The 22,906-nt window shown below is 71.6% G+C and carries 15 protein-coding genes and 1 tRNA gene; 5 read left to right on the top strand and 11 right to left on the bottom strand.

Annotated features, from left to right (window positions below):
• Positions 1-102: 102 nt before the first annotated feature.
• Complete coding sequence (locus ACFY30_RS23485; RefSeq protein ID WP_390847107.1) at positions 103-2,208, top strand: protein kinase; 2,106 nt, start codon at positions 103-105, stop codon at positions 2,206-2,208.
• On the opposite strand, the gene ACFY30_RS23480 is transcribed toward ACFY30_RS23485, so the two are convergent.
• The gene (locus ACFY30_RS23480; protein ID WP_390847106.1) at positions 2,172-3,470 is read right to left on the bottom strand and encodes a hypothetical protein; all 1,299 of its coding nucleotides are present in this window, start codon (positions 3,468-3,470) and stop codon (positions 2,172-2,174) included. The genes ACFY30_RS23485 and ACFY30_RS23480 overlap by 37 nt on opposite strands.
• A 243-nt stretch (positions 3,471-3,713) precedes the next feature.
• Complete coding sequence (locus tag ACFY30_RS23475; RefSeq protein ID WP_003999697.1) at positions 3,714-3,842, bottom strand: DLW-39 family protein; 129 nt, start codon at positions 3,840-3,842, stop codon at positions 3,714-3,716.
• Positions 3,843-4,097: 255 nt separating this feature from the next.
• Between ACFY30_RS23475 and ACFY30_RS23470 the strand changes: the two genes are divergently transcribed.
• From ACFY30_RS23470 to ACFY30_RS23460, 3 genes are all read left to right on the top strand, one after another.
• The gene (locus tag ACFY30_RS23470) at positions 4,098-4,673 is read left to right on the top strand and encodes a DUF6344 domain-containing protein (RefSeq protein WP_390847105.1); all 576 of its coding nucleotides are present in this window, start codon (positions 4,098-4,100) and stop codon (positions 4,671-4,673) included.
• A gap of 230 nt (positions 4,674-4,903) precedes the next feature.
• Entirely contained in the window at positions 4,904-5,500 is a 597-nt protein-coding gene (locus tag ACFY30_RS23465) for a UTRA domain-containing protein (RefSeq protein ID WP_390847104.1), read from the top strand.
• Positions 5,501-5,507: 7 nt separating this feature from the next.
• Positions 5,508-6,326 (top strand): glycosyltransferase family 2 protein, encoded by an 819-nt coding sequence (locus ACFY30_RS23460; RefSeq protein ID WP_390847103.1) that lies wholly within the window; start codon positions 5,508-5,510, stop codon positions 6,324-6,326.
• 275 nt (positions 6,327-6,601) lie between these two features.
• Here the strand turns inward: ACFY30_RS23460 and ACFY30_RS23455 are convergent, their stop codons facing one another.
• The gene (locus ACFY30_RS23455) at positions 6,602-7,105 is read right to left on the bottom strand and encodes a hypothetical protein (RefSeq protein ID WP_390847102.1); all 504 of its coding nucleotides are present in this window, start codon (positions 7,103-7,105) and stop codon (positions 6,602-6,604) included.
• 452 nt (positions 7,106-7,557) lie between these two features.
• On the opposite strand from ACFY30_RS23455, the gene ACFY30_RS23450 reads away from it, so the two are divergent.
• Positions 7,558-11,874 (top strand): AAA family ATPase, encoded by a 4,317-nt coding sequence (locus ACFY30_RS23450; protein ID WP_390847101.1) that lies wholly within the window; start codon positions 7,558-7,560, stop codon positions 11,872-11,874.
• 352 nt (positions 11,875-12,226) lie between these two features.
• Here ACFY30_RS23450 and ACFY30_RS23445 read toward each other — a convergent pair.
• The 8 genes from ACFY30_RS23445 to dnaN form a co-directional block, all read right to left on the bottom strand.
• Positions 12,227-12,300 (bottom strand) — tRNA-Ile (locus ACFY30_RS23445).
• Positions 12,301-12,411: 111 nt separating this feature from the next.
• Positions 12,412-13,182 (bottom strand): DUF3566 domain-containing protein, encoded by a 771-nt coding sequence (locus ACFY30_RS23440; RefSeq protein WP_390847100.1) that lies wholly within the window; start codon positions 13,180-13,182, stop codon positions 12,412-12,414.
• Positions 13,183-13,200: 18 nt separating this feature from the next.
• Entirely contained in the window at positions 13,201-15,795 is a 2,595-nt protein-coding gene (gyrA, locus tag ACFY30_RS23435; protein ID WP_390847099.1) for a DNA gyrase subunit A, read from the bottom strand.
• Between the two features lie 42 nt (positions 15,796-15,837).
• The gene (gene gyrB, locus ACFY30_RS23430) at positions 15,838-17,901 is read right to left on the bottom strand and encodes a DNA topoisomerase (ATP-hydrolyzing) subunit B (RefSeq protein WP_390847098.1); all 2,064 of its coding nucleotides are present in this window, start codon (positions 17,899-17,901) and stop codon (positions 15,838-15,840) included.
• Positions 17,902-18,329: 428 nt separating this feature from the next.
• The gene (locus ACFY30_RS23425) at positions 18,330-18,860 is read right to left on the bottom strand and encodes a DUF721 domain-containing protein (RefSeq protein ID WP_390847097.1); all 531 of its coding nucleotides are present in this window, start codon (positions 18,858-18,860) and stop codon (positions 18,330-18,332) included.
• Positions 18,857-19,978: a DNA replication/repair protein RecF gene (recF, locus tag ACFY30_RS23420; protein WP_390659783.1), complete on the bottom strand. Its 1,122-nt coding sequence runs from the start codon at positions 19,976-19,978 to the stop codon at positions 18,857-18,859. Before recF ends, ACFY30_RS23425 begins: the two co-directional genes overlap by 4 nt.
• A gap of 76 nt (positions 19,979-20,054) precedes the next feature.
• On the bottom strand, positions 20,055-20,930 hold the full coding sequence (gene gnd / locus ACFY30_RS23415) for a phosphogluconate dehydrogenase (NAD(+)-dependent, decarboxylating) (RefSeq protein WP_390847096.1): 876 nt from the start codon (positions 20,928-20,930) through the stop codon (positions 20,055-20,057).
• Positions 20,931-21,131: 201 nt separating this feature from the next.
• Complete coding sequence (dnaN, locus tag ACFY30_RS23410; RefSeq protein ID WP_390659785.1) at positions 21,132-22,262, bottom strand: DNA polymerase III subunit beta; 1,131 nt, start codon at positions 22,260-22,262, stop codon at positions 21,132-21,134.
• Between the last annotated feature and the right edge of the window lie 644 nt (positions 22,263-22,906).

Here is a 22,906-nt window from a genome sequence, read left to right as displayed (position 1 = left end):
TCGCCCCGAGGACCAGGGGGACACGGGGGTCGTATCGCTCGTCGCGGGGGTAGCGAGGGGGTAGCAGGGGGGACACCTGAGGGGGAGGAGCGACGCACTGCCATGGGTGAGGTCTTCGCCGGACGGTACGAACTGGCCGACCCGATCGGGCGCGGAGGGGTCGGCGCGGTCTGGCGCGCCTGGGACCACCGCCGTCGCCGTTATGTGGCCGCCAAGGTGCTCCAGCAGCGGGACGCCCACTCCCTGCTGCGGTTCGTCCGCGAACAGGCGCTCAGGATCGACCACCCGCATGTGCTCGCGCCCGCCAGCTGGGCCGCCGACGACGACAAGGTCCTGTTCACCATGGACCTGGTGGCCGGGGGTTCGCTGGTCCATCTCGTCGGCGACTACGGTCCGCTGCCGCCGGCGTTCGTCTGCACCCTGCTCGACCAGCTGCTGTCCGGGCTCGCGGCGGTGCACGCGGAGGGCGTGGTCCACCGGGACGTCAAACCGGCCAACGTGCTGCTGGAGGCCACCGGCACCGCCCGTCCCCGGCTGCGGCTCTCCGACTTCGGCATCGCGATGCGACTGGGCGAACCGCGCCTGACCGAGACCAACCTCGTGGTGGGGACGCCCGGTTACCTCGCTCCCGAGCAGATGATGGGCGCCGATCCCGCCTTCCCCGCCGACCTGTTCGCCGTCGGCCTGGTCGCGCTGTACCTCCTGGAAGGAGCCAAGCCGGACACCAAGGCGCTCGTCCAGTACTTCACCGAGCACGGAACTCCGGGCGCTCCCAAGGGGATTCCCGAACCGCTGTGGCAGGTCGTCGCCATGCTGCTGCAGCCCGATCCCGAAGCCCGCTTCCGTACGGCCACGGGTGCGCGCAAGGCGCTGGCGGCCGCCGCCGAACTCCTCCCCGAGCCCGGCCCCGACGACGAACTCATCGAGATCTTCGACCAACTCGGCCCGCTCCCCAAGGGCTTCTCCCCCGACGGCCCCCTGAAGCCACTGCGGAGGACGGCCCCCTCCACGCCTCCGGGCGGAGCACCGCCGCCGCCCCACCCGGACTCCGCTCCCCTCTCCGTCCCCCCGGGAACCCCACTCCATCCGGACCATCCGCCCATGGGCCCGGCACCCGGCCCCGCAGGAACAACTCCGGTGCCCGGCAACGCGGGTACGACTCCGGTGCCCGGCCATACGGGTATGACTCCGGTGCCCGGCCATACGGGTACGACGTCCACCCCCAGCCACCTCGGTACGCCCCCCACCCCTGGCCACCCCGGTACGACACCGCCCCCCGACCACCCCGGTACGACACCCGCCCCCGGCCACCTCGGTACGGCCGCCGACCCCGCGCGCCCGGTCCCCTTTCCTCCCTCGGGTCATCCCGCCGAGGGCACTCCGCCCGCGCGGCCGACGGCACCGCCCGCCGCGGCCCACCCCGGCGCCGCCACCCCCGCGGGCCACTCGGCTGCGGGACTCCCGCCGGTCCAGCCGAACACGCCCCCCGGGACGGCCCACCCCGGCGGAGGGGCGCTTCCCTTCCGGCCGGACACTCCCCCCGGCCCGGTCCGTCCGGGCACGGATTCCCTGCCCGCGCAGCCCGCCACACCCCCCGGCGCGGCAGGCCCGGGCGAAACGTCCCCTCAGACACCTCACCCCCTTCACACCCCGGCCGCCGCTCCCCACCCGGCCCCTCCCGGCAGCACCCCGCACTCCGCCTGGGCCGGCCACGGCGCCGCCCCGTCGGCTGCCGCCGGGGGCGGGTCCATGGCCGGCCAGTCCGGGGCAGGGGCCGTACCGTGGACCGCCGGCCGCCTGCCCGAGCCGCATTCCGCACCGAGCGCGCCGCGCTTCCCGGCACATCCCCCCACGGTCACCCCCACGCCGACGCCCACCCCGACCCCCTCCATGTCGGACACCGGCAGCTTCCACCTGCCGCCCCCGCTGCCGACGGTCACCGCCACACCCACACCCACACCGCAGCCGTACCTCTCCACCGCTCCCCGCGACCCCGCCTACGCCCTGCCCGCCTCCGCCGGGCGCCACGGCGAGGCGGTCACCGCCTCCTACACCGCTCAGGACCCGGTACCGGCGGCCCCGCAGCGCCGGGGGCACCGGGCCGTGCGCCGGAGCCGGCCGGGACCCCCCGTCAAGGTCGCGGTGCCACTGCTGCTCCTCGCGCTGGCCTGTTACGCCGTGGGGTTCTGGGCGTTGGCCCGTATCTGACCGGCGCGGGTCCGGGCGGAAGCCCGGCGGGCGGTCAGGGTCCACCCGCCGAGGAACAGCAGCAGCGCGCTTCCGGTGCCGAGGCCGGCCACCGCGACCGCCGTCATCACGGGGTCGCCCCCACCTTCGGTGGACCCCCCGGCCGGGCCCAGCCCCGTGTCGGCGCCGAACACCCCGCTCGGCACCGGCCGCCACGCGTATCCGGGACCGGCCTGCGCGGCACCGCCGAGACGGACGCGCAGCGTCACCTCGTAGGGCCCGTCGCCGAACCGCTCGGCGACCTGGGCGGCGAGATGGACGACGAGGTAGTACGAGCCGGCGAACCGCAGGCTGCTCACGGGGTCGGTGGGGGCGTACCGGTTGGCGTACCGGACGGGCGGGACGGGGTCCAGGGAGGCCGACTTCTCACTGCCGCCGTAGCCGGTGCCCCGGGCCTCGACCTTGGCCCGCACCGGGTTGTAGAGGGTCAGCTCCAGCGCGTCGACCACGTACGCGGACGCGGAGTCGGCCCCGGACGCGGTGCCGCCGGACAGATGGGCCTCGGCGTACAGCTGCTGCCCCCAGTCGACCGGCACCTTGTAGAAGACGGTCTCGCCGGGAACCACCTCGTCGCGCCAGACGCCCTGCTCGACGGCGGTCGCCGCGGTGAAGCCCGCGCCGCCGGAACGCACCACCGGCTCCCCGGAGGGCGCCGCGGGTGTCGCGGAGTCCCACGCCTCGGGCACGCTCGTGGCGTCGTCCCGCACGAGCGGCGGCTCGGAGACGGGCGCGAGCTCCAGTTGCCAGGGGTCGTCCACACCCTCGCCGGTGCCGGTGTCCGTCCGCTCGACGACCACGTAGTACGTGCCCGCCTTCTGGCAGAGCCCCTTCCCGGGCCTGATCTCCCGCGCGCCCCAGGCCGTCACCGGCTGCGGGCTGCGCGCGGCGCCGATCGTGGCCGACTCGTAGGAGCAGTTCGCGCCGCGAGCGTCCTGGACGGAGACCGAGACGCCGTCGCCGACGGCGGGCGTGCTGCCGGGGCGGGGGATCGCGGTGACGGAGACGTACGCGGTCGAGGTGGCGTCGAGATCGAGGCGGTAGTAGGCCTTCTCACCGGCCGGAAGCTCGCTCTTGTACGTCTCCCCGGACTCCAGGCGCGCGGCCTGCGAGGTGCCGGTCGCGGCGCGGGCGTCACGGACGTCGTCGGCGAAGGCGTACGACGGGACCTCCGGCGCGGCGACGGCACCGGGCGCCGGGACCGTCGCCGCCAGAAGCACGCCCATGACCACGGCGCACAGCCCAGCCGCCGCCCGCCCCGCCCGCCGGGCCATCAAACCCGCCCCCTCGCCTTGGTCCGAACGTGGCCCATCCTGCCCCGCCGCCCCGGCCTCCACCCCCGCATTCCGTACGAGCGTCCGAAACGCCCTCCTCTATCCCCGGGCCGGGGAGTCCGCAACCGGAAACACAAAACCCCGACCGCTGCGGCGGCCGGGGTCTGGCTGGATCTCAGTCTCTGGTGTCGGTACTCACGAACCCGTGGGCACGGAGTCAGTCGCCTCCGTCCACAGATCCTGCTCGGCGCGATCCGCCTGGATCTGGCGGTACACGAGGAGCCCGCCGATGGCGGCCAGTGCGACCAGGAGAAGCTTCTTCACCGCGCGACCTCGTCTTTCCTTGACGTAAGGGACCTCTGGCGCCCGACTATACACACCGACCGATATCGATCGGTGACCTGCGTCGGCCTCTCAACTCCCGCCTTCGGCAGCCCGATGAACCGTCGTCGCACGTGCACCCGTCCGAGTGGTGTTCATCGGAACATCGCCCCGTCGTGTGCGTCGGTCCCCCTCTTCCCGGCCCCCATACACATCATGAGCAAAGTACGCAAATCGCCCAACCCGAAAGTGAGGGGCATGACCGAGAACCGGGTCAAGAAGCTGTGGACCGCCATCGTCACCGCCTTCCTCGCGCTGTGCACGGCGCTCGGCTTCATCACGTCGACCGCCACGACCGCGACGGCGCAGACCGGACCGACGCACACCGGTGGCGGCACCACCGGCGGCAGCGAGAACAAGGCCGGCGAGAGCAGGGCGGGTGAGAGCACGGCCGGTGAGAGCACGGCCGGTGAGACCAGGGCCGGTGAGGCCGGCGCCCGCCCCACGAGCGGAGTCGGTGAGAGCACCGCCCGTCACGTGGGAAACGCCGGCGGCGGGAGCGACGTCGGTGCCGCCGCCACCCGCGGCGAGAGCACCGCCGGCAGACCGCCCACCGGGAGCGCATCGGCGACGAACTGGCCGGCGACCTCCTCCTGGGACTGGTTCTCCACCCGGTCCCTGCCCCCCACGATGAAGCAGCGCATCCTCGCCGAGGCCCACGGCAAGTCCCCCAGCTGCCGCCACCGTCCCCTCTCCGACGCGGAAGCGGCCGAGGACACCATCGCCTGCGACCTCGCGGAACCGGACGAGCCCTCCATCCCGCTGCAGCGCTGAGCCCAGCCCGCCGCACCCCCATCCGGAGCAGCACGGACGTGACGAACAGACGGAACTTCACCCGGCATCACCAGGCGGCGCCTGGCAGCACCGACTTGAGGAAAACCAGCTCAGCACACCGCACGACGTGACGGCGACTTGCGTACCGACCGCGCGATGCAGGCCCGGCGACTCCCCGGAGCGCCCGGGCCTTCGCCGTACGTACGACACCCCCGCATTAACCTGACCTCGTGCCCCAGAACTGCGAACGGACCCCGGTCGTCCGCGACAACGGCCGGCACCAGTGGGAGAAGGACCGCGCACGCGCGCCGAGAACCGTGCGCGCCACAACCGGTGCGACCGAGCACGACACCGGCCTGGACTCTCCTGACCTGGTCTTTCACGCGCGATACCGCGACCTCGCGGCGCCGCGAGCGCTGGCGGAGGCATTCGGCGTCCCGGCGGGCACCGTGCTCCTGGAACGTTCCTACCGGACCCGGTACGACGCCGAGAGCGCGCCCTTCGCGCTGGTCACCTCCTATCTGGTCCGCGAGATGATCGCCGCCAACCCCGAGCTGCTGGACGAGACGAACGAGCCCTGGCCCGGCGGCACGCAGAGCCAGCTGCACACCGTCGGCATCGAGGTGGACCGTGTCGAGGAACGCCTCACCGCCCGCGCACCGCACCCCGCGGAGGCCCGGGAGCTGGAGCTGCCGCCCGGCGCACCGGTGATCCTGCTGCGCAAGACGTCGTACGACGTCGATGACCGGGTCGTGAACATCGCCGACGTGACACTGCCCGCCGACCGCACGGAGCTGCTGTTCACCACCTGTCTGGAGAGGTGGTGAGCCCGACATGACGACACGGAACGCGGCCGACGCCGCCGTGAACCGGCGCATCGTCGTCGTCACAGCGGTCCACGCCCCCTCGGCCCGGTATCTGCCCGAGGCGTGGACATCGCTGCGCGAGCAGGAACTGCCCGAGGGCTGGGAGTGGCACTGGGTGATCCAGGAGGACGGCACGACCGACGCCGTCGCCCCGTACGTCCCCGACGACCCGCGGGTGACCTTCCGCCAGGGGCGCCCCGGCGGTCCCGGCGTCGCCCGTACCGTCGCGCTCGCGCACGCCGAGGGCGCGTACGTGAAGATCCTGGACGCCGACGACCGGCTCACGCCCGGCGCCCTCGCCCGCGACCTGGCCGCCCTGGAGGGCGATCCGGGCCTCGGCTGGGCGACCTCCCGGGTCCTGGACCTGCTGCCGGACGGTTCCACGGTCGGCTTCCCGGGCGATCCCGCGGGCGGGCCGATCGAGCGGGGCGCCGTGCTCGACCACTGGAAGGCGAACGGCTTCCTCGCCCAGGTCCACCCGGCCTCCCTCTTCGTCCGCCGGGACCTGCTGGCGGCCCTCGGCGGCTGGATGGCGCTGCCCGCGTCCGAGGACACCGGTCTGCTGCTCGCGCTCAACGCGGTGAGCCGGGGCTGGTTCACCCCGGAGGCCGGCCTGCTCTACCGCAAGTGGGCCGGGCAGGCCACCGGCCAGGCCGCCCACGTCGACCCCGTCGAGCGGGAGGCGCGGATGGCGGTCGTGGAGGCCAGGGCCAGGGCCCTCGCGTCCTTCGGCTGGGGGTACCCCGAAGGCTCCTCCGCGATCGTCGTCGACACCGGACAGACCTGACCCATCAGACATCCGCACCCATCGGACATCCGGACCCATCGGACATCCGGACCCATTGAACATCCTGTTCCGCCGGACACGCCTGTCCCGCCGGCCTGACCTCGCTCGATCAGCCGGCCTGGCCTGACTTGATCCACCGGCCTCGGCCGACCCGCCGGACATGCCTGTCCCGCCGGACCGGCCTGATCGAGCGGCCTGGCCTGCTCGGCCGGCCTCGGCTGATCCGTCGGCCCTGGCCTGCTCGGCCGGCCTGGCCTGCCACCGCCAGGCAGGCCCTACTCGGCCGTCGGCTGGCCCGCGGCGACGGTCAGCCAGTGGGCGACCCGCCGCAGGGTCGTCTCGTCGGCCCCGTCCACGAGGGCGCGGACGGCCGTGACGTCGTCCGGGGTGAGGTCGTAGAGACCGGCCTTGCTCAGGCCCGCCATGAGGACCTGGTGGCGGCGGTCCTCCATGCGTTCCGCGAGCCTGGTCGGTGCGAGGGCTCCGCCGGAAGACGGCGGCTCGGGCGCCTCGGAGGCGGCCACGGGAGCGGGGGAGGTGTCGTAGCGGTGCCACGCGCCGTCCTTCGGGCCCCACAGATCGACCGTCACGTCCTCCCCCCGCGCTCGCGTGACCTGGGTCATCTCGCCCAACGCGTACAGCACGGGCACCCGGTCGGGCGATTCCGCGGCGGCCCGCCAGGACTGTGCGGACGGGTCGTGGAACATCGCGACCCAGCGGGGAGCCCCCGGGGGCTGCGGGCTCCGGGGACGGGCCTGACCGGTCTGTCGGGTCTCCATGGCGCTCGCCTTCCCTTCCGTGTCGGCACGGCAGGGTGACCATAACTGACGGACCGTCAGCTAACCAGAGTCCGGCGGCCTGCCGTGCCGCGGCGCGGGGCCGCCCGGCGACTAGTCCCGGCCAAAGGTGATCGGGAAGTGGCCCCGATGGTGGATCGATGCGTGAGGGCGACGGGCCCGGGGTAGCTCAACCCGGTTCGGGAACCGAGGAGCGGAACGTGACCGGTGCGCACTGCACATGCCATCGCGCACGCCACACCGTTCGGCACCGGTCCCTCCCCTCGTGCGGACCGCTGCCGAACGGTGCGGGTGACGTCGGGCTGTGCCCTGGATCCTGCCAGCTGCGGTGCGCGGCGAGGAGGGTACCGACATCCGGTCCTCGCCGTTGCCGCAGGTCAGCCGTATAAAGTGAGTTTTCCGGTCCGGATTCCAGGTGCGCGGGAAGTAAAGGGGTGGAGACCTTGAGTCTCGACTCAGGGGCACGCACAGCCTTCGCCGAGCGCCTCGCGCTGCTGTACAAGGAGGCCGGCAACCCTCCCCTCAAGCGTGTGTCCGAGGCGGTCGCCCGACTGCAGCGGGTCGACGAGCGCGGGCGCCAGGTGCGGGTGTCCGCCCAGCGGATCAGCGACTGGCGCCGGGCCAGGAACGTACCCGCCCAGTTCGCCGCGCTCGCCGCCGTCCTCCACGTCCTGATCCCCGAGGCACGGCGCGCCCGGCCCGCCCCGGTCTCCCCCGGCCTGTACGACATGCCCCAGTGGCAGCGCCTCTGGGAGCGCGCGCTGGCCGACCCGGTCGCGGCCGGTGAGGGCGCCGCGACCGCCGAGGAGACGGAGAAGGAGCAGCCTCCGGCCGAGGCCGCCGTCCCCGGTGGCGTGTGCCCCTACCGGGGTCTGGCCTCCTACCGCCGGCAGGACGCCCGCTGGTTCTTCGGCCGGGAGCGCAGCACCGACGCCCTGGTCGCCCAGTTGCGCGCCGCGGGACGCACCGGCGGCCTGGTGATGCTGGTGGGCGCCTCGGGCGCGGGCAAGTCCTCACTGCTGAGCGCCGGCCTGGTGCCCGCGCTGCGCGAGGGCGCGCTCGGCGACGAGAACGGCGCGGCACGGGACGTACTCCAGCTCGTCCCGGGAGCCGACCCGCTCGCGGAACTGGCCGACCGGATCCCCGAGCTCACGGCGCTCGTGCGAGGAGTACGGGGCACACCGGAACCCGACGTTCCGGAGGCCGGGGCCGAGGCGGAGGCCAAGGCGACGGCCGAGGCGGAGGCGACGTCGGGAGCGGGCGTGCCGGACACACAGGGCACGTCCTCGCCATCCGGCACCGCGGACGCACGGGGTACGTCTCCGGACTCCCGTACCCCGGCTTCGCGAGGCGCCCAGAACCCCCGCACCCCGGACATCCGAGGCACCTCCCCGAACCCCGGCGCCCCGGACACACGCATCCCGACCTCCCGCGGCTCCACCCCCCGCGCCCCCTCCCCCCGCAACCCCTTCTCCCGCAACCCCGAACCCGGCACCCGCGAGTTCGCGCGGGCCGCGCGGGAGGCCGTCACGGCCTGGGCGCTCCGGGCGTCGCCCGAGGCCGCGCGGCCGGTGGTCATCGTGGACCAGTTCGAGGAGGCCTTCACCCTCTGCTCCGACGAGGCCGCCAGGCGCGCCTTCGTCCAGTTGCTGCACGCCGCCGCCACGCCCGCCCGGCCGGGGGAGCGGGCCCCGGTACTGGTCGTCCTCGGCATCCGCGCCGACTTCTACGAACAGTGCCTCGCCCATCCGGAACTGGCCGACGCCCTCCAGCACCGGCACATGGTCCTCGGTCCGCTGACCACGGCGGAGCTGCGCGAGGCGGTGACCGGCCCGGCCAAGGCCGTCGGTCTCGAGCTCGAACCAGGACTCGCCGAGCTGATCGTCCGGGAGGTCAGCGCCGACGGCCCGCGCGGCGCCCACGACGCCGGCGTCCTGCCGCTGCTGTCCCACGCCCTGCTCGCCACCTGGCAGCGCCGCAAGGCCGGCCGGCTGACCCTGGCCGGCTACCGGGCGGCCGGCGGCATCCAGGGCGCCGTGGCCGCGACCGCCGAGCGGGCCTGGTCCGGGCTGGACCCGGCCGCCCGGACGGCCGCCCGGCTGCTGCTGCTGAGGCTGGTCCGGCTCGGCGAGGACACCCAGGCCACCCGCCGCCGCGGCACCCGCCGCCAGCTGGCGCAGGAGTCGACCGACCCCGGCGCGACGGAGGAGTCCCTGGAGGCGCTGGTGCGCGCCCGGCTGGTGACCCTGGACGCGGAGTCCGTGGAGATCACCCACGAGGCCCTGCTGACCGCGTGGCCGCGGCTGCGCGAGTGGATCGACGAGGACCGCAGCGACCATCTGCTGCGTCAGCGCCTCGAGGAGGACGGCCGGGCCTGGGAGAACTCCCACCGCGACTCCTCGCTGCTGTACCGGGGATCACGCCTGGAACAGGCGCACACCTGGGCGAAGTCGGCCGGCGACACCTTCCTGACCCGCAGCGCGGTGGACTTCCTGGCCGCGTCGGTCCGGCTGAGCCGGCGCACGGTCTGGATCAGCCGCGGCGCGGTGTCGGCGCTGGTGGTGCTGGCGATGCTGGCGGTCGGCGCGGCGGTCGTCGCGTGGCAGCAGCGCAACGACGCCGTGTTCGAGCAGGTGGTCGCGGAGGCCGACCGCGTGCAGTACACGGACCCGTCGCTGTCCGCCCAGCTCGACCTGGTCGCCCACCGGCTGCGGCCGGGCGACGAGGGCGCGCGCAACCGGCTGATCTCGATCGTCAACGCCCCGCTGGCCACGCCGCTCCTCGGCCACACCGGCGCCGTCTACCTCACCTCGTTCAGCCCGGACGGCAAGACCCTGGCCACCGCCAGCTACGACCGGACCATCCGTCTGTGGAACGTGGCCGACCCGTCCCGCCCCGAGCCGCTGGGCAAACCCCTCACCGGTCACACCAGTTGGGTGAGCAGCGCGGTCTTCAGCCCGGACGGCCACACGCTCGCCGGCGCCGGCGACGACGGCACGGTCCGCCTGTGGGACGTGCGCAACCCGGCCGCACCCCGCCTCCTGGGTGATGTGCTGAAGGCCCGGGGCGGCACGGTCTACCTGGTCGCCTTCAGCCCGGACGGCCGCACCCTGGCCTCCGCGCACGAGGACGGCACGGTCCGCCTCTGGAACGTCGCCGACCCGTCCGCCCCGAAGGCTCTCGCCCCGCTCGGCGGCCACACCGCCGCCGTGCGCTCCGTGGCGTTCGCCCCGGACGGCCGCACCCTCGCGACCGGCGGCGACGACAACACCGTACGGCTGTGGAACACGGCCGACCCCGGGCACCCGCGACCGCTGGGCAAGCCGCTCACCGGGCACGACGGCACGGTCCACTCGGTGGCGTTCAGCCCGGACGGCCGTACGCTCGCCAGCGGCAGCGCGGACGACACCGTACGGCTGTGGAACGTGGCGGACCCCGGGCACGCGGCCGCTCTCGGCGTCCCGCTCACCGGCCACACCGGCCCGGTGTGGTCCGTGGCGTTCAGCCCGAACGGTTCGATGCTCGCCGCCGCCAGCGCGGACAGCACGGCCATCCTGTGGAACGTCGGCGATCCGGCGTACCCCTCCCAGGTGGGCGAGCCCCTCGCGGGCAGCAGCGGCGAGATGTACGCCCTGGGCTTCAGTCCCGACGGCACCACCCTCGCCACCGGCAGCGGGGACAACAAGATCCGCCTGTGGTCGGTCCCCACGTCGGACATGGTCGGCCGCACCGGCGCGTTCCGGCCGGACGGCAAGGTGCTCGGCACGGCCGCCCGCGACGGACGCCTCCGCCTGTGGAACGTGCGCCGCCCGGACCGGCCCGAGCCGCTCGGCGAACCGTTCATGCCCGGGGACGGCGGCTACCGTTCGCTGGTCTTCTCCCCCGACGGCCGCACCCTCGCGGTGCTGACGGGCAACCGCGCGGTCCACCTCTGGAACGTCACGGACCCGGCCCACCCGGTGTCCTACGGATCACCGATCACCCTGCGCACCCGCTTCACGGGCCCCGACGCGCTCGCCTACAGCCCGGACGGCCGCACCCTGGCGACCGGCTACGACGACCGCACCGTCCAGCTGTGGAACGTCGCCGACCCCTCCCACGTCACCCGGCTCGGCTCACCGCTCACGGGCCACAAGGGGTACGTCAACGCCCTGGCCTTCAGCCACGACGGGAGAACGCTGGCGTCCGGCAGCGCGGACGGCACCATCCGCCTGTGGAACGTGACCGACCCGAGCCGTACGGTCCGCCTGGGCTCCCCTCTCAAGGGCCACCTCGGTCCGGTCAACGCCCTGGTCTACAGCCCCGACGGAAGGACCCTGGCGTCCGGCAGCGACGACGACTCGGTCCGCCTGTGGAACATCGCCGACCCCGCGAGGGCCACCCGCCTCGGCTCCCCCCTCACCGGGCACACGGAGGCGGTCGTCTCCCTCACCTTCAGCCAGGACGGCGGCACGCTGGCCAGCGGCGGCAACGACAACACGGTCCGCCTGTGGAACGTCCGCGTCCCCTCCGACGCCTCCCCCATCGGCCAGGCGATGAGCCCCAACGCCAAGACCGGCAACTTCCTCTCCTTCAGCCCCGAGAGCCACATGCTGGGCGTCTCCAGCGGCGCCGACACGGTCCGTCTGTGGAACCTCGACGTCGACCAGGCGATCGCCCACATCTGCTCGACCACCCGGAACGTCCTGACCCCCCAGAAGTGGAACGAATACCTCCCCCGCCTCTCGTACGACCCTCCGTGCGACCCCTGAGTCCAAAGTGATCCCGGTCACAACTCCCCCCTCCGCCCGACCAGTCGCCTCCCGTTGATCAACCACCCTTGTTAGCCTTGGCCCAAGCCCGGTCGCTGGTGCATCCCCCGTCGCCAGCGACCGGGCCTTTTCACGCCCGTACCGCGGGAAGGCGCCGCGCCACCAACGATGCGGCGGATCGCCGTACCGCACGCTGTCCGCCCTGAGGCGCGAGAGGCGCCTACGCGGCACAACCCTTTTCGGCTGTGCGTCATGAACTGCTGTCTGGCACGCAACCGGTACTCACGCGACCTCAGCCGAGCCATGGAACGCCAAAGACCCCCAGTCCATCCGGACCGGGGGTCTCTCACTGTGGGGCTAACAGGATTTGAACCTGTGGCCTCATCCTTATCAGGGATGCGCTCTAACCAACTGAGCTATAGCCCCGCCGCGCTCTGCGGTGTGTGTCCCGCGCGCTGACTCCTGAAGATTAGCGCACGACGTGGGCAGTCCCAAAATCGATAGTCGTAGGACCGCCCACGGGAGGTTTGAAGCGCCTCACTCGTCCTCGGCGAGGGTCAGCTCGATGCCGCCCACGAAGCCCGCGGAGAGGTTGTAGATGAACGCGCCGAGCGTCGCCAGGGCCGTCGCGAGGACGACGTCGATGACCGCGATGATCGACGTGAACATCAGGACGTGGGGGAGGGAGAGGAAGGACTGCAGGTCGAAGCCGTTGGACTCGTTGGAGCCCGTGGCCTCGGAGATCGTGCCGCCGACCGTCGAGAAGACGCCCATCGCGTCCATGACCATCCACAGCACCGCCGCCGCGACGATCGTGCAGATGCCGAGCGCGATCGACAGCAGGAAGCTGACCTTCATCACCGACCACGGGTCGGCCTTCGCCACCCGCAGCCGCGCCTTGCGCACCCGCGGGACGGTGCGGGCACCGGTGCGCGGGCGCCGTACGGCGCCGGTCGCCGCCGTCTGCGACGGGTAGGCCTGCGGCGGGTGGTACGGCCCGGTGGGCTGCTGCGGCTGCCGCTCACCGGGCAGCGGAGAGGCCGGCTGCGGCTGGGCCGGCTGGCCGCCTCGGGTGTCGGTCACGGTTCCCCCCTGGGATCCTCTGGATCCTTGCGTGTCGGGCGAGGAGGAGGGGGAGTCGGCCGCGGTCGGCTTGATCGCCTTCAGCTGGGTCGTGTGGGTGTCCGCCACCGGCCCTTCCGCGCCTCGCGCGCCGGTCTTGCGCGCGTTCCCCTCCGGCGCGGCGGAGCCACGGCCGCCGCCCTTCTCCGTACCGGAAGACGTACCGGCGCCCGTGGCTCCGCTCACGATGACTCACTCCTCGTGCTACTCGGCCGAGGGCACCTCACCCTCGTCCGTGCCGGTGGTCGCGGCGCCCTCGGCGGTCTCGTCCACGGCCTCGTCGCCGTCGACCTCCTCCGCCTCACGCCCCGCCTCGGCGTTACGTGCGATGCCCACGACGGCATCGCGCTTGCCCAGGTTGATCAGTTGGACGCCCATGGTGTCACGGCCCGTCTCCCTGACCTCGTTGACTCGCGTACGAATCACACCGCCCGACAGCGTGATGGCGAGGATCTCGTCGGTCTCCTCGACCACCAGCGCGCCGACGAGCGAACCGCGGTCCTCAACGATCTTGGCGGCCTTGATACCGAGGCCGCCGCGGCCCTGGACGCGGTACTCGTCGACAGCGGTCCGCTTCGCGTACCCGCCGTCTGTGGCAGTGAACACGAACGTACCGGGTCGAACAACATTCATCGAGAGCAGCTGGTCTCCCTCACGGAAGCTCATGCCCTTGACACCCGAGGTCGCACGGCCCATGGGACGCAGCGTTTCGTCCGTGGCGGTGAAACGGATCGACTGGGCCTTCTTGCTGATCAGCAGCAGATCGTCATCGGCCGAGACGAGTTCGGCGCCGATCAGTTCGTCGTCGGAACCGTCCTCCGTCTCACGGAGGTTGATGGCGATGACACCGCCGGAGCGGGGCGAATCGTAATCCTTCAGCGGCGTCTTCTTGACCAAGCCGCCCTTGGTGGCGAGCACCAGGTAGGGCGCCGCCTCGTAGTCGCGGATGGCGAGGATCTCGGCGATCGCCTCGTCCGGCTGGAAGGCGAGCAGGTTGGCGACGTGCTGTCCACGCGCGTCACGCCCGGCGTCGGGCAGCTCGTACGCCTTCGCCCGGTACACCCGGCCCTTGTTGGTGAAGAAGAGCAGCCAGTGGTGCGTGGTGGAGACGAAGAAGTGGTCGACGATGTCGTCTTCCTTCAGCTTCGCGCCGCGCACGCCCTTGCCGCCGCGCTTCTGGGCGCGGTAGTCGTCCGCCTTGGTGCGCTTGACGTAGCCGCCCCGCGTGACGGTGACGACGATGTCCTCCTCGGCGATCAGGTCCTCGATGGACATGTCACCGTCGTAGGGCACCAGCATGGTCTTGCGGTCGTCGCCGTACTTCTCGACGATCGCGGCGAGTTCCGCGCTGACGATGCCGCGCTGGCGGACCGGCGAGGCGAGGATCTCGTTGTACTCGTTGATCTTCGCCTGGAGCTCGTCGTGCTCCTGGACGATCTTCCGGCGCTCCAGGGCGGCGAGCCGGCGCAGCTGCATCTCGAGGATCGCGTTGGCCTGGATCTCGTCGATCTCCAGGAGCTCCATCAGGCCCGTGCGCGCGACCTCGACGGTCTCGCTGCCCCGGATCAGCGCGATGACCTCGTCGATGGCGTCCAGGGCCTTCAGCAGACCGCGCAGGATGTGCGCCCGCTCCTCGGCCTTGCGCAGCCGGAAGCGCGTACGACGGACGATGACCTCGATCTGGTGCGTCACCCAGTGGCGGATGAACGCGTCCAGCGAGAGGGTGCGCGGGACGCCGTCGACCAGCGCCAGCATGTTGGCGCCGAAGTTCGTCTGCAGGTCCGTGTGCTTGTAGAGGTTGTTCAGGACGACCTTGGCGACCGCGTCCCTCTTCAGCACGATCACGAGACGCTGCCCGGTCCGGGAGCTGGTCTCGTCGCGGACGTCCGCGATGCCGCCGATCTTGCCGTCCTTGACCAGGTCGGCGATCTTCTGCGCGAGGTTGTCGGGGTTCACCTGGTACGGCAGCTCGGTCACCACCAGGCACTGGCGGTTCTGGATCTCCTCGACCTCGACGACCGCGCGCATGGTGATCGAGCCGCGGCCCGTGCGGTACGCCTCCTCGATGCCCTTGCGGCCCACGACGAGCGCGCCGGTCGGGAAGTCGGGGCCCTTGATGCGCTCGATGAGGGCGTCCAGGAGCTCCTCGTGCGAGGCCTCGGGGTTCTCCAGGTACCACTGGGCGCCGGCCGCGACCTCGCGCAGGTTGTGCGACGGGATGTTGGTCGCCATGCCGACCGCGATTCCGGCCGAGCCGTTGATCAGCAGGTTCGGGAAACGCGCGGGCAGGACGGTCGGCTCCTGGGAGCGGCCGTCGTAGTTGTCCGTGAAGTCGACGGTCTCCTCGTCGATGTCGCGGACCATCTCCATCGACAGCGGCGCCATCTTGCACTCGGTGTACCGCATGGCCGCCGCCGGGTCGTTGCCCGGGGAGCCGAAGTTGCCGTTGGAGTCGACCAGCGGCATGCGCATCGACCAGGGCTGCGCGAGGCGCACCAGCGCGTCGTAGATGGAACTGTCGCCGTGCGGGTGGTAGTTACCCATGACGTCGCCGACCACGCGGGCGCACTTGTAGAAGCCGCGCTCGGGTCGGTAGCCGCCGTCGTACATCGCGTACAGCACCCGGCGGTGGACGGGCTTGAGGCCGTCCCGGACGTCCGGCAGCGCACGCGAGACGATGACGGACATCGCGTAGTCGAGGTACGAGCGCTGCATCTCCGTCTCGAGCCCGACGGGCTCGATGCGCATGGCGATGTCGCCGCCCTCTTCAGGGGTGACGGGAGTGTTCTCGTCGGTCATTGCTGGTGAGGATCCTTTCCGGTGCGGTCAGCTGAGACCGACTCAGATGTCGAGGAAGCGGACGTCCTTGGCGTTGCGCTGGATGAAGGCGCGGCGCGCCTCGACGTCCTCGCCCATGAGGACCGAGAACAGGTCGTCGGCCTGGGCGGCGTCGTCGAGGGTGACCTGGCCGAGGACGCGGTGCTCCTGGTCCATCGTCGTGACGCGCAGTTCCTCGGCGTTCATCTCACCGAGACCCTTGAAGCGCTGGATCGAGTCCTCGCGCACCCGCTTGCCGCGCTGACGGCCCATCTCGATCAGCGCGTCGCGCTCGCGGTCGGAGTACGCGTACTCGATGTCGTCCCGGCCCCACTTGATCTTGTAGAGCGGGGGGCGGGAGAGGTACACGTGCCCGGCCTCGACCAGCGGCCGCATGAAGCGGAACAGGAAGGTCAGCAGCAGGGTGCTGATGTGCTGGCCGTCGACGTCGGCGTCCGCCATCAGGATGATCTTGTGATAGCGGAGCTTCTCGATGTCGAAGTCCTCGTGCACCCCGGTGCCGAAGGCCGAGATCAGCGCCTGGATCTCCTGGTTCTGCAGGATCTTGTCGATCCGCGCCTTCTCCACGTTGAGGATCTTGCCGCGGATCGGGAGGATCGCCTGGTACTGCGGGTTGCGGCCGGACTTGGCCGAGCCGCCGGCGGAGTCACCCTCGACGATGAAGATCTCGCACTTGGTGGGGTCGTTCGACTGACAGTCGGAGAGCTTGCCCGGCAGGGACGCCGACTCGAGCAGGCCCTTACGGCGCGTCAGGTCCCGGGCCTTGCGGGCCGCCACGCGCGCGGTGGCCGCCTGGATGCCCTTGCGGACGATGTCCGCCGCCTCGACCGGGTTGCGGTCCAGCCAGTCGTTGAGGTGCTCGTAGACCGCCTTCTGGACGAAGGTCTTCGCCTCCGTGTTGCCCAGCTTGGTCTTGGTCTGGCCCTCGAACTGCGGCTCGCTCAGCTTGACCGAGATGATCGCGGTCAGACCCTCGCGGATGTCGTCACCCGTGAGGTTGTCGTCCTTCTCGCGCAGCAGCTTCTTGTCGCGCGCGTACTTGTTGACCAGGTTGGTCAGGGCCGCGCGGAAGCCCTCCTCGTGCGTACCGCCCTCGTGCGTGTGGATGATGTTGGCGAAGGAGTACACGCCCTCGCTGTAACCGCTGTTCCACTGCATCGCGACTTCGAGGGAGAGGCTGCGCTCCTTGTCCTCGGCCTCGAGGTCGATCACCGTCGGGTGCACCGCGTCGCCCTTGCGGGAGTTGAGGTACTTCACGAAGTCGACGATGCCGCCCTCGTAGTGGTACGTGACGGTCTTGACCTCGTCCTTGACGTCGGCGCCCGCCTCGTCCGCCCCGGTGGTGGCCTTCGCCGACTCGCGCTCGTCCGTGAGCTTGATCGTCAGACCCTTGTTGAGGAACGCCATCTCCTGGAAACGCCGGGAGAGCGTCTCGAAGGAGTACTCGGTGGTCTCGAAGATGTCGGCGTCGGCCCAGAAGGTGACCGAGGTGCCGGTCGCCTCGATGGCCTCGTGCTTGGCCAGCGGCGCCGTGGGGACGCCCATCTTGTAGTCCTGCGTCCAGCGGTGGCCGTCGGTCCTGACCTCGACGGCGACCTTCGACGACAGCGCGTTCACGACGGACACGCCCACGCCGTGCAGACCGCCGGAGACCGCGTAGCCGCCGCCGCCGAACTTGCCGCCCGCGTGCAGCACGGTCAGCACGACCTCGACGGCCGGCTTGCCCTCGGAGGGGACGATGCCGACCGGGATGCCACGGCCGTTGTCGACGACGCGGACGCCGCCGTCGGCCAGGATCGTCACGTCGATCGTGTCCGCGTGGCCGGCCAGCGCCTCGTCGACCGAGTTGTCGACGACCTCGTACACGAGGTGGTGCAGACCGCGCTCGCCCGTGGATCCGATGTACATACCGGGGCGCTTGCGGACCGCGTCCAGGCCCTCGAGGACGGTGATGGCGCTGGCGTCGTACGAGGCGGTGACCTCGCCGTTCGCGCCGGCGTCGGTGGACGGGATGTTCTCGTTGGGGTTGCCGGAATCGGCCACGAAGCGCCCTTTCTGGCACAGCACTAGCCATGCTCGTCGGCGGGTTGCCGGAGCGGCTGCGGCATGTTGCGTTGGTAAGCCTTGATCAGCGTTGCTCAGCTTGTCCCGGGCGGTCCCCACGTTTGGGGCGGGATTGCGTTCCAGTCTACCGGTAGCACTGACAGTGATGGGGGTTTGCCGGTACCTGAGTCCGGATGTGCCGCCCTCAACCGGTCTCCGACGGGTCCCGATATACGGAAGGGGGCTCCAAGAGGCTCACAGCGGCACTCAGCGCTTCCGGGTGTCAACCCTTGGCTACCGGGGAGTCACGTCGGAATTCGCAACCTCGTGCGGGCTGTTCACAGCCCCTCGCGGGCCGTCCGCGGAAGACCCCCGGACCGGCCGCGGGCATACGAGAAGACGGCCGGCGCGGTACGCGGCACCGCCCCGGCCGTCCCGCTACGTGACGCAGATCACCCGTACGTGTCGCCGGGACCGGTGCTCCCCGGGGCCCGCAGCGGGCCGTAGCGGCGGGCGGGGCCGCCCGGTCCCTGCACCCTGATCTGCTGGACCCGGCCGTGCCCGAGGTCCTCGTTGAGCCGGGCCACCAGGGTCGGGGCGAGCAGCCGCAGGTTCGTCGCCCAGGCCGTGGAGTCGCAGCGCACCACCAGTACCCGCTCGTCCTCGTCGTACCGCTCCGGCACACAGTGCTTGGCCACGTCCTCGCCGACGATCTGCGGCCAGCGGCCCATCACCCCGCCCACCGCGGCCGGTGCCTCCCAGCCGCGCTCGGTCAGCAGCCGGTTGATCGCGGCACCGAGCGCCATGGGGTCGCGCCCGTCCGCCCGCGCGCCGGAGCGCAGGCCGCCGCCGCGCCGCGCCTGCTTCTTCTGCTGCGCCGCGTCACCGCGCGCGCGTGCCTGCTCACGCGCCGCCCTGAGCGCCACGCGCGCGAGGTCGACGCCGGAGGGCTCGGGCGTCTTCCCGGGCTTCTGCTCGCTCATACGCGTTCCACCGTCCCGTTCGCCACGGTGTACCGCGCTCCGCTCAGCACATGGGGTACGTCGTCGTCGACCGCCGCCGTCACCAGCACCTGCTCGCCGGGCGCGACGAGTTCGGCGAGCCGCTCCCGCCGGCGAGCGTCCAGCTCGGCGAACACGTCGTCGAGCACCAGCACCGGCTCGTTGCCCTCGGCCCGCAGCAGGTCGTAGGAGGCCAGCCGCAGCGCCAGCGCGTAGGACCACGACTCGCCGTGCGAGGCGTACCCCTTGGCGGGCAGCTGACCGAGCTTGAGCACCACGTCGTCCCGGTGCGGGCCGACGAGCGTGACGCCCCGCTCGATCTCCTGCTTGCGGGCGTCCGCGAGCGCGGCCATCAGCTGCGCGTAGAGGTCCTCGCGCGTGTGGGCCTCGCCGGGCGCGGACGGTTTGTACTCCAGCGCGACCGGTCCGCCGCCCGGCGCCAGCTGTTCGTACGCCTTGTCGGCGAGCGGCTGCACTGCGGCGACCAGGTCCAGCCGCTGCGCGAGCAGCTCGGCACCGGCGTGCGCGAGGTGCTGGTCCCAGACGTCGAGCGTGGACAGGTCCATGGACCGCCCGCCGTGCCGCCGCGCGAGGGCCGCCGACTTCAGCAGGGTGTTGCGCTGCTTGAGCACCCGCTCGTAGTCGGACCGCACCCCGGCCATGCGCGGGGAACGCGCGGTGATCAGCTCGTCCAGGAACCGCCGCCGCTCCCCGGGATCCCCCTTGACGAGCGCGAGGTCCTCGGGCGCGAACAGCACGGTCCGTACGATGCCCAGCACGTCCCGGGGTCTGACCTGCGAGGACCGGTTGATGCGGGCGCGGTTGGCCTTGCCGGGGTTGAGTTCCAGCTCGACCAGCTGCTGCCGCTCGCCCTGCCGCACCTGGGCCCGGACGATCGCGCGCTCGGCGCCCATGCGGACCAGGGGCGCGTCGGAGGCGACCCGGTGGCTGCCGAGGGTGGCGAGATAGCCGACGGCTTCGACGAGGTTCGTCTTGCCCTGCCCGTTGGGGCCGACGAAGGCGGTGACGCCCGGGTCGAGCGGAACTTCGACCCGGGCGTACGAGCGGAAGTCGGCCAGCGACAGATGCGTGACGTGCATGGTCGTTCGCCGACCTCCCCGAGGCTCGTGGATCGCGGGGCGATCCGTCGTGTGGATCGCGGGGCGACCCTGTGGACTACTTCTTCTCGACCGCGTGGCCGCCGAACTGGTTGCGCAGCGCCGCGATCATCTTCATCTGCGGCGAGTCCTCCTGACGGGAGGCGAACCGCGCGAACAGCGAGGCCGTGATCGCGGGCAGCGGCACCGCGTTGTCGATGGCGGCCTCGACCGTCCACCGGCCCTCGCCGGAGTCCTGCGCGAAGCCCTTCAGCCTGTCGAGGTGCTCGTCCTCGTCGAGGGCGTTGACCGCCAGGTCGAGCAGCCAGGACCGGATGACCGTGCCCTCCTGCCAGGAGCGGAAGACCTCGCGCACGTCCGTGACGGAGTCGACCTTCTCCAGCAGCTCCCAGCCCTCGGCGTAGGCCTGCATCATGGCGTACTCGATGCCGTTGTGGACCATCTTGGCGAAGTGGCCTGCGCCGACCTTGCCGGCGTGCACCGAGCCGAAGTCGCCCTCGGGCTTGAGCGCGTCGAAGACCGGCTGCACCTTGGCGACGTTCTCCGCGTCGCCGCCGTACATCAGCGCGTAGCCGTTCTCCAGGCCCCAGACGCCGCCGGAGACGCCGCAGTCGACGAAGCCGATGCCCTTGGCGGCCAGCTCCTCGGCGTGCTTCTCGTCGTCCGTCCAGCGGGAGTTGCCGCCGTCCACGACGACGTCGCCCGGCTCCAGCAGCTCGCCCAGCTCGTCGATCGTCGACTGGGTGGCGGCCCCGGCCGGGACCATCACCCACACCACGCGCGGGCCCTCGAGCTTGCCCACGAGTTCTTCGAGGCTGTGGACATCGGCGAGGTCCGGGTTGCGGTCGTATCCGACGACGGTGTGGCCTGCGCGGCGTATCCGCTCGCGCATGTTGCCGCCCATCTTGCCGAGGCCGACGAGACCGAGCTCCATCAGTTGTTCCTTAGGTCGCTGTGTGGCGTGAGGGGCACCTTCGTACCCATGTCCGAGCCTAAACCCGGACGGTCACGCACACCTGTGGGCATACGCGCTCATACGTACGGCCCCACCTGCGGATTCGCCGTCGGCCTCGCCCGCGGAAGCCGCCCGGTTCTCCACTGCCTGTGGACAACCGGGCACACCGCGGGACCGCGATCAGCCGCTCAGGCGCACCGGCATGATCAGGTACTTGTAGGCGTCGTCCGCCTCGGCGTCCAGCGCCGGCTTGCCGCTGAGCAGCGCGGGCTTGGTGGACGTGGTGAAGGACAGCTGGGCGACCGGGGAGTCGATGGCGCTCAGGCCGTCCAGCAGGAAGGTCGGGTTGAAGGCGATCGAGATGTCGTCGCCCTCCAGTTGCGCGTCGACCCTTTCCACAGCCTGTGCGTCGTCGCTGGAACCGGCCTCCAGGATGAGCACGCCCTGCTCGAAGCTGAGCCGCACCGGAGTGTTCCGCTCGGCGACCAGGGCCACACGCTTGACGGCCTCCACGAAGGGGGCGGTCTCGATCACGGCGACGGAGTTGAACTCGGTCGGGAACAGCGTGCGGTACTTCGGCAGGTCGCCTTCCAGGAGACGGGTGGTCGTCCGCCGCCCGGCGCCCTCGAAGCCGATCAGGCCCTCGCCCGCACCCGAGCCGGACAGCGCCAGGATGACGCTGTCGCCGCTGGTGAGCGCCTTGGCGGTGTCCAGGAGCGTCTTGGCGGGCACCAGGGCCACCGCGGAGGCGTCGGGGTTCTCCGGCTTCCACAGGAACTCGCGGACCGCGAAGCGGTAGCGGTCGGTGGAGGCCAGCGTCACCGTGTCGCCCTCGATCTCGATGCGCACACCGGTGAGGACGGGCAGCGTGTCGTCCCGCCCCGCGGCGATGGCGACCTGGGCGGCGGCGGAGGCGAAGACCTCGCCGGGCACCGTGCCCGTCGCGTTCGGCATCTGGGGCAGGGACGGGTACTCCTCCACCGGCAGCGTGTGGAGGGTGAACCGGGAGGAGCCGCAGACCACGGTCGCCCGTACACCGTCTGTGGAAATCTCCACCGGCCGGTTGGGGAGGGCGCGGCAGATGTCGGCCAGCAGACGGCCGGAGACGAGGACCGTCCCCTCCTCCTCGACCTCGGCCTCCACGGACACGCGCGCGGAGACCTCGTAGTCGAAGCTGGAGAGGCTGAGGGCGCCGTCCTCGGCCTTCAGCAGCAGGCCGGCGAGGACAGGCGCCGGCGGACGGGCCGGAAGGCTGCGCGCCGCCCAGGCCACTGCCTCCGCGAGTACGTCGCGTTCCACCCGGATCTTCACTCTTGCCGCCTCCTGCTGTTGCCGGCGCTTCTCGGCCTGCCTGGCTTCGTCGTCTGGTCTCTGTGTGATCGGCCCCTGTGAAGGGAAGGACCACCGGGGACCAGTCTGACGCACCGCACTGACAGTAGGTGCCTCTCGGGGTCAAGTCGTGACGAGGGGCGGTCGGGCACCGAAGAGCGAGTTGTGCACAGGGCCCCCTTCGAAACGGATTCCTGGCTCTCTCTAGTTGTCAGTAGTAGTAGGGCCTGTGGAAACCGTGGATAACTCCGTTTGTGCAGCTCAGAGGCAAGATTTTGTCCACTGGCCCTGTGGGTGGAGGCGGTGGACAACCGGGGCCTTCTGTGGAGAACAGAAAGTTCTGCACACTCCGTGCACAGGGAGGGGCGAGTTCTCCCCAGCGTCGTCCCCAGGTTTGCCCGTCTTTCCCACAGGCCGACTCGGCAACTTCATGTGACGCCTTTCACTCGACGCGGTGAGGAGGTGCGTCGCCTTGCCGAACAGTGGACAGAGATGTGGAGAAACCGCTGATCGCTGGGGACAACCGGCCCCAGCCTGTGGGTTGCCGGTGGACAACTTCGTGCACAGCCTGTGGACCGACTTTTTGTCCACAGCCTGTGGAGATCCTTCGTCCACGAATCCACAGC

The organism is Streptomyces sp. NPDC000345, from assembly GCF_042898825.1.
GTDB lineage: Bacteria > Actinomycetota > Actinomycetes > Streptomycetales > Streptomycetaceae > Streptomyces.
This window is presented reverse-complemented; position numbering and strand designations above follow the sequence as displayed.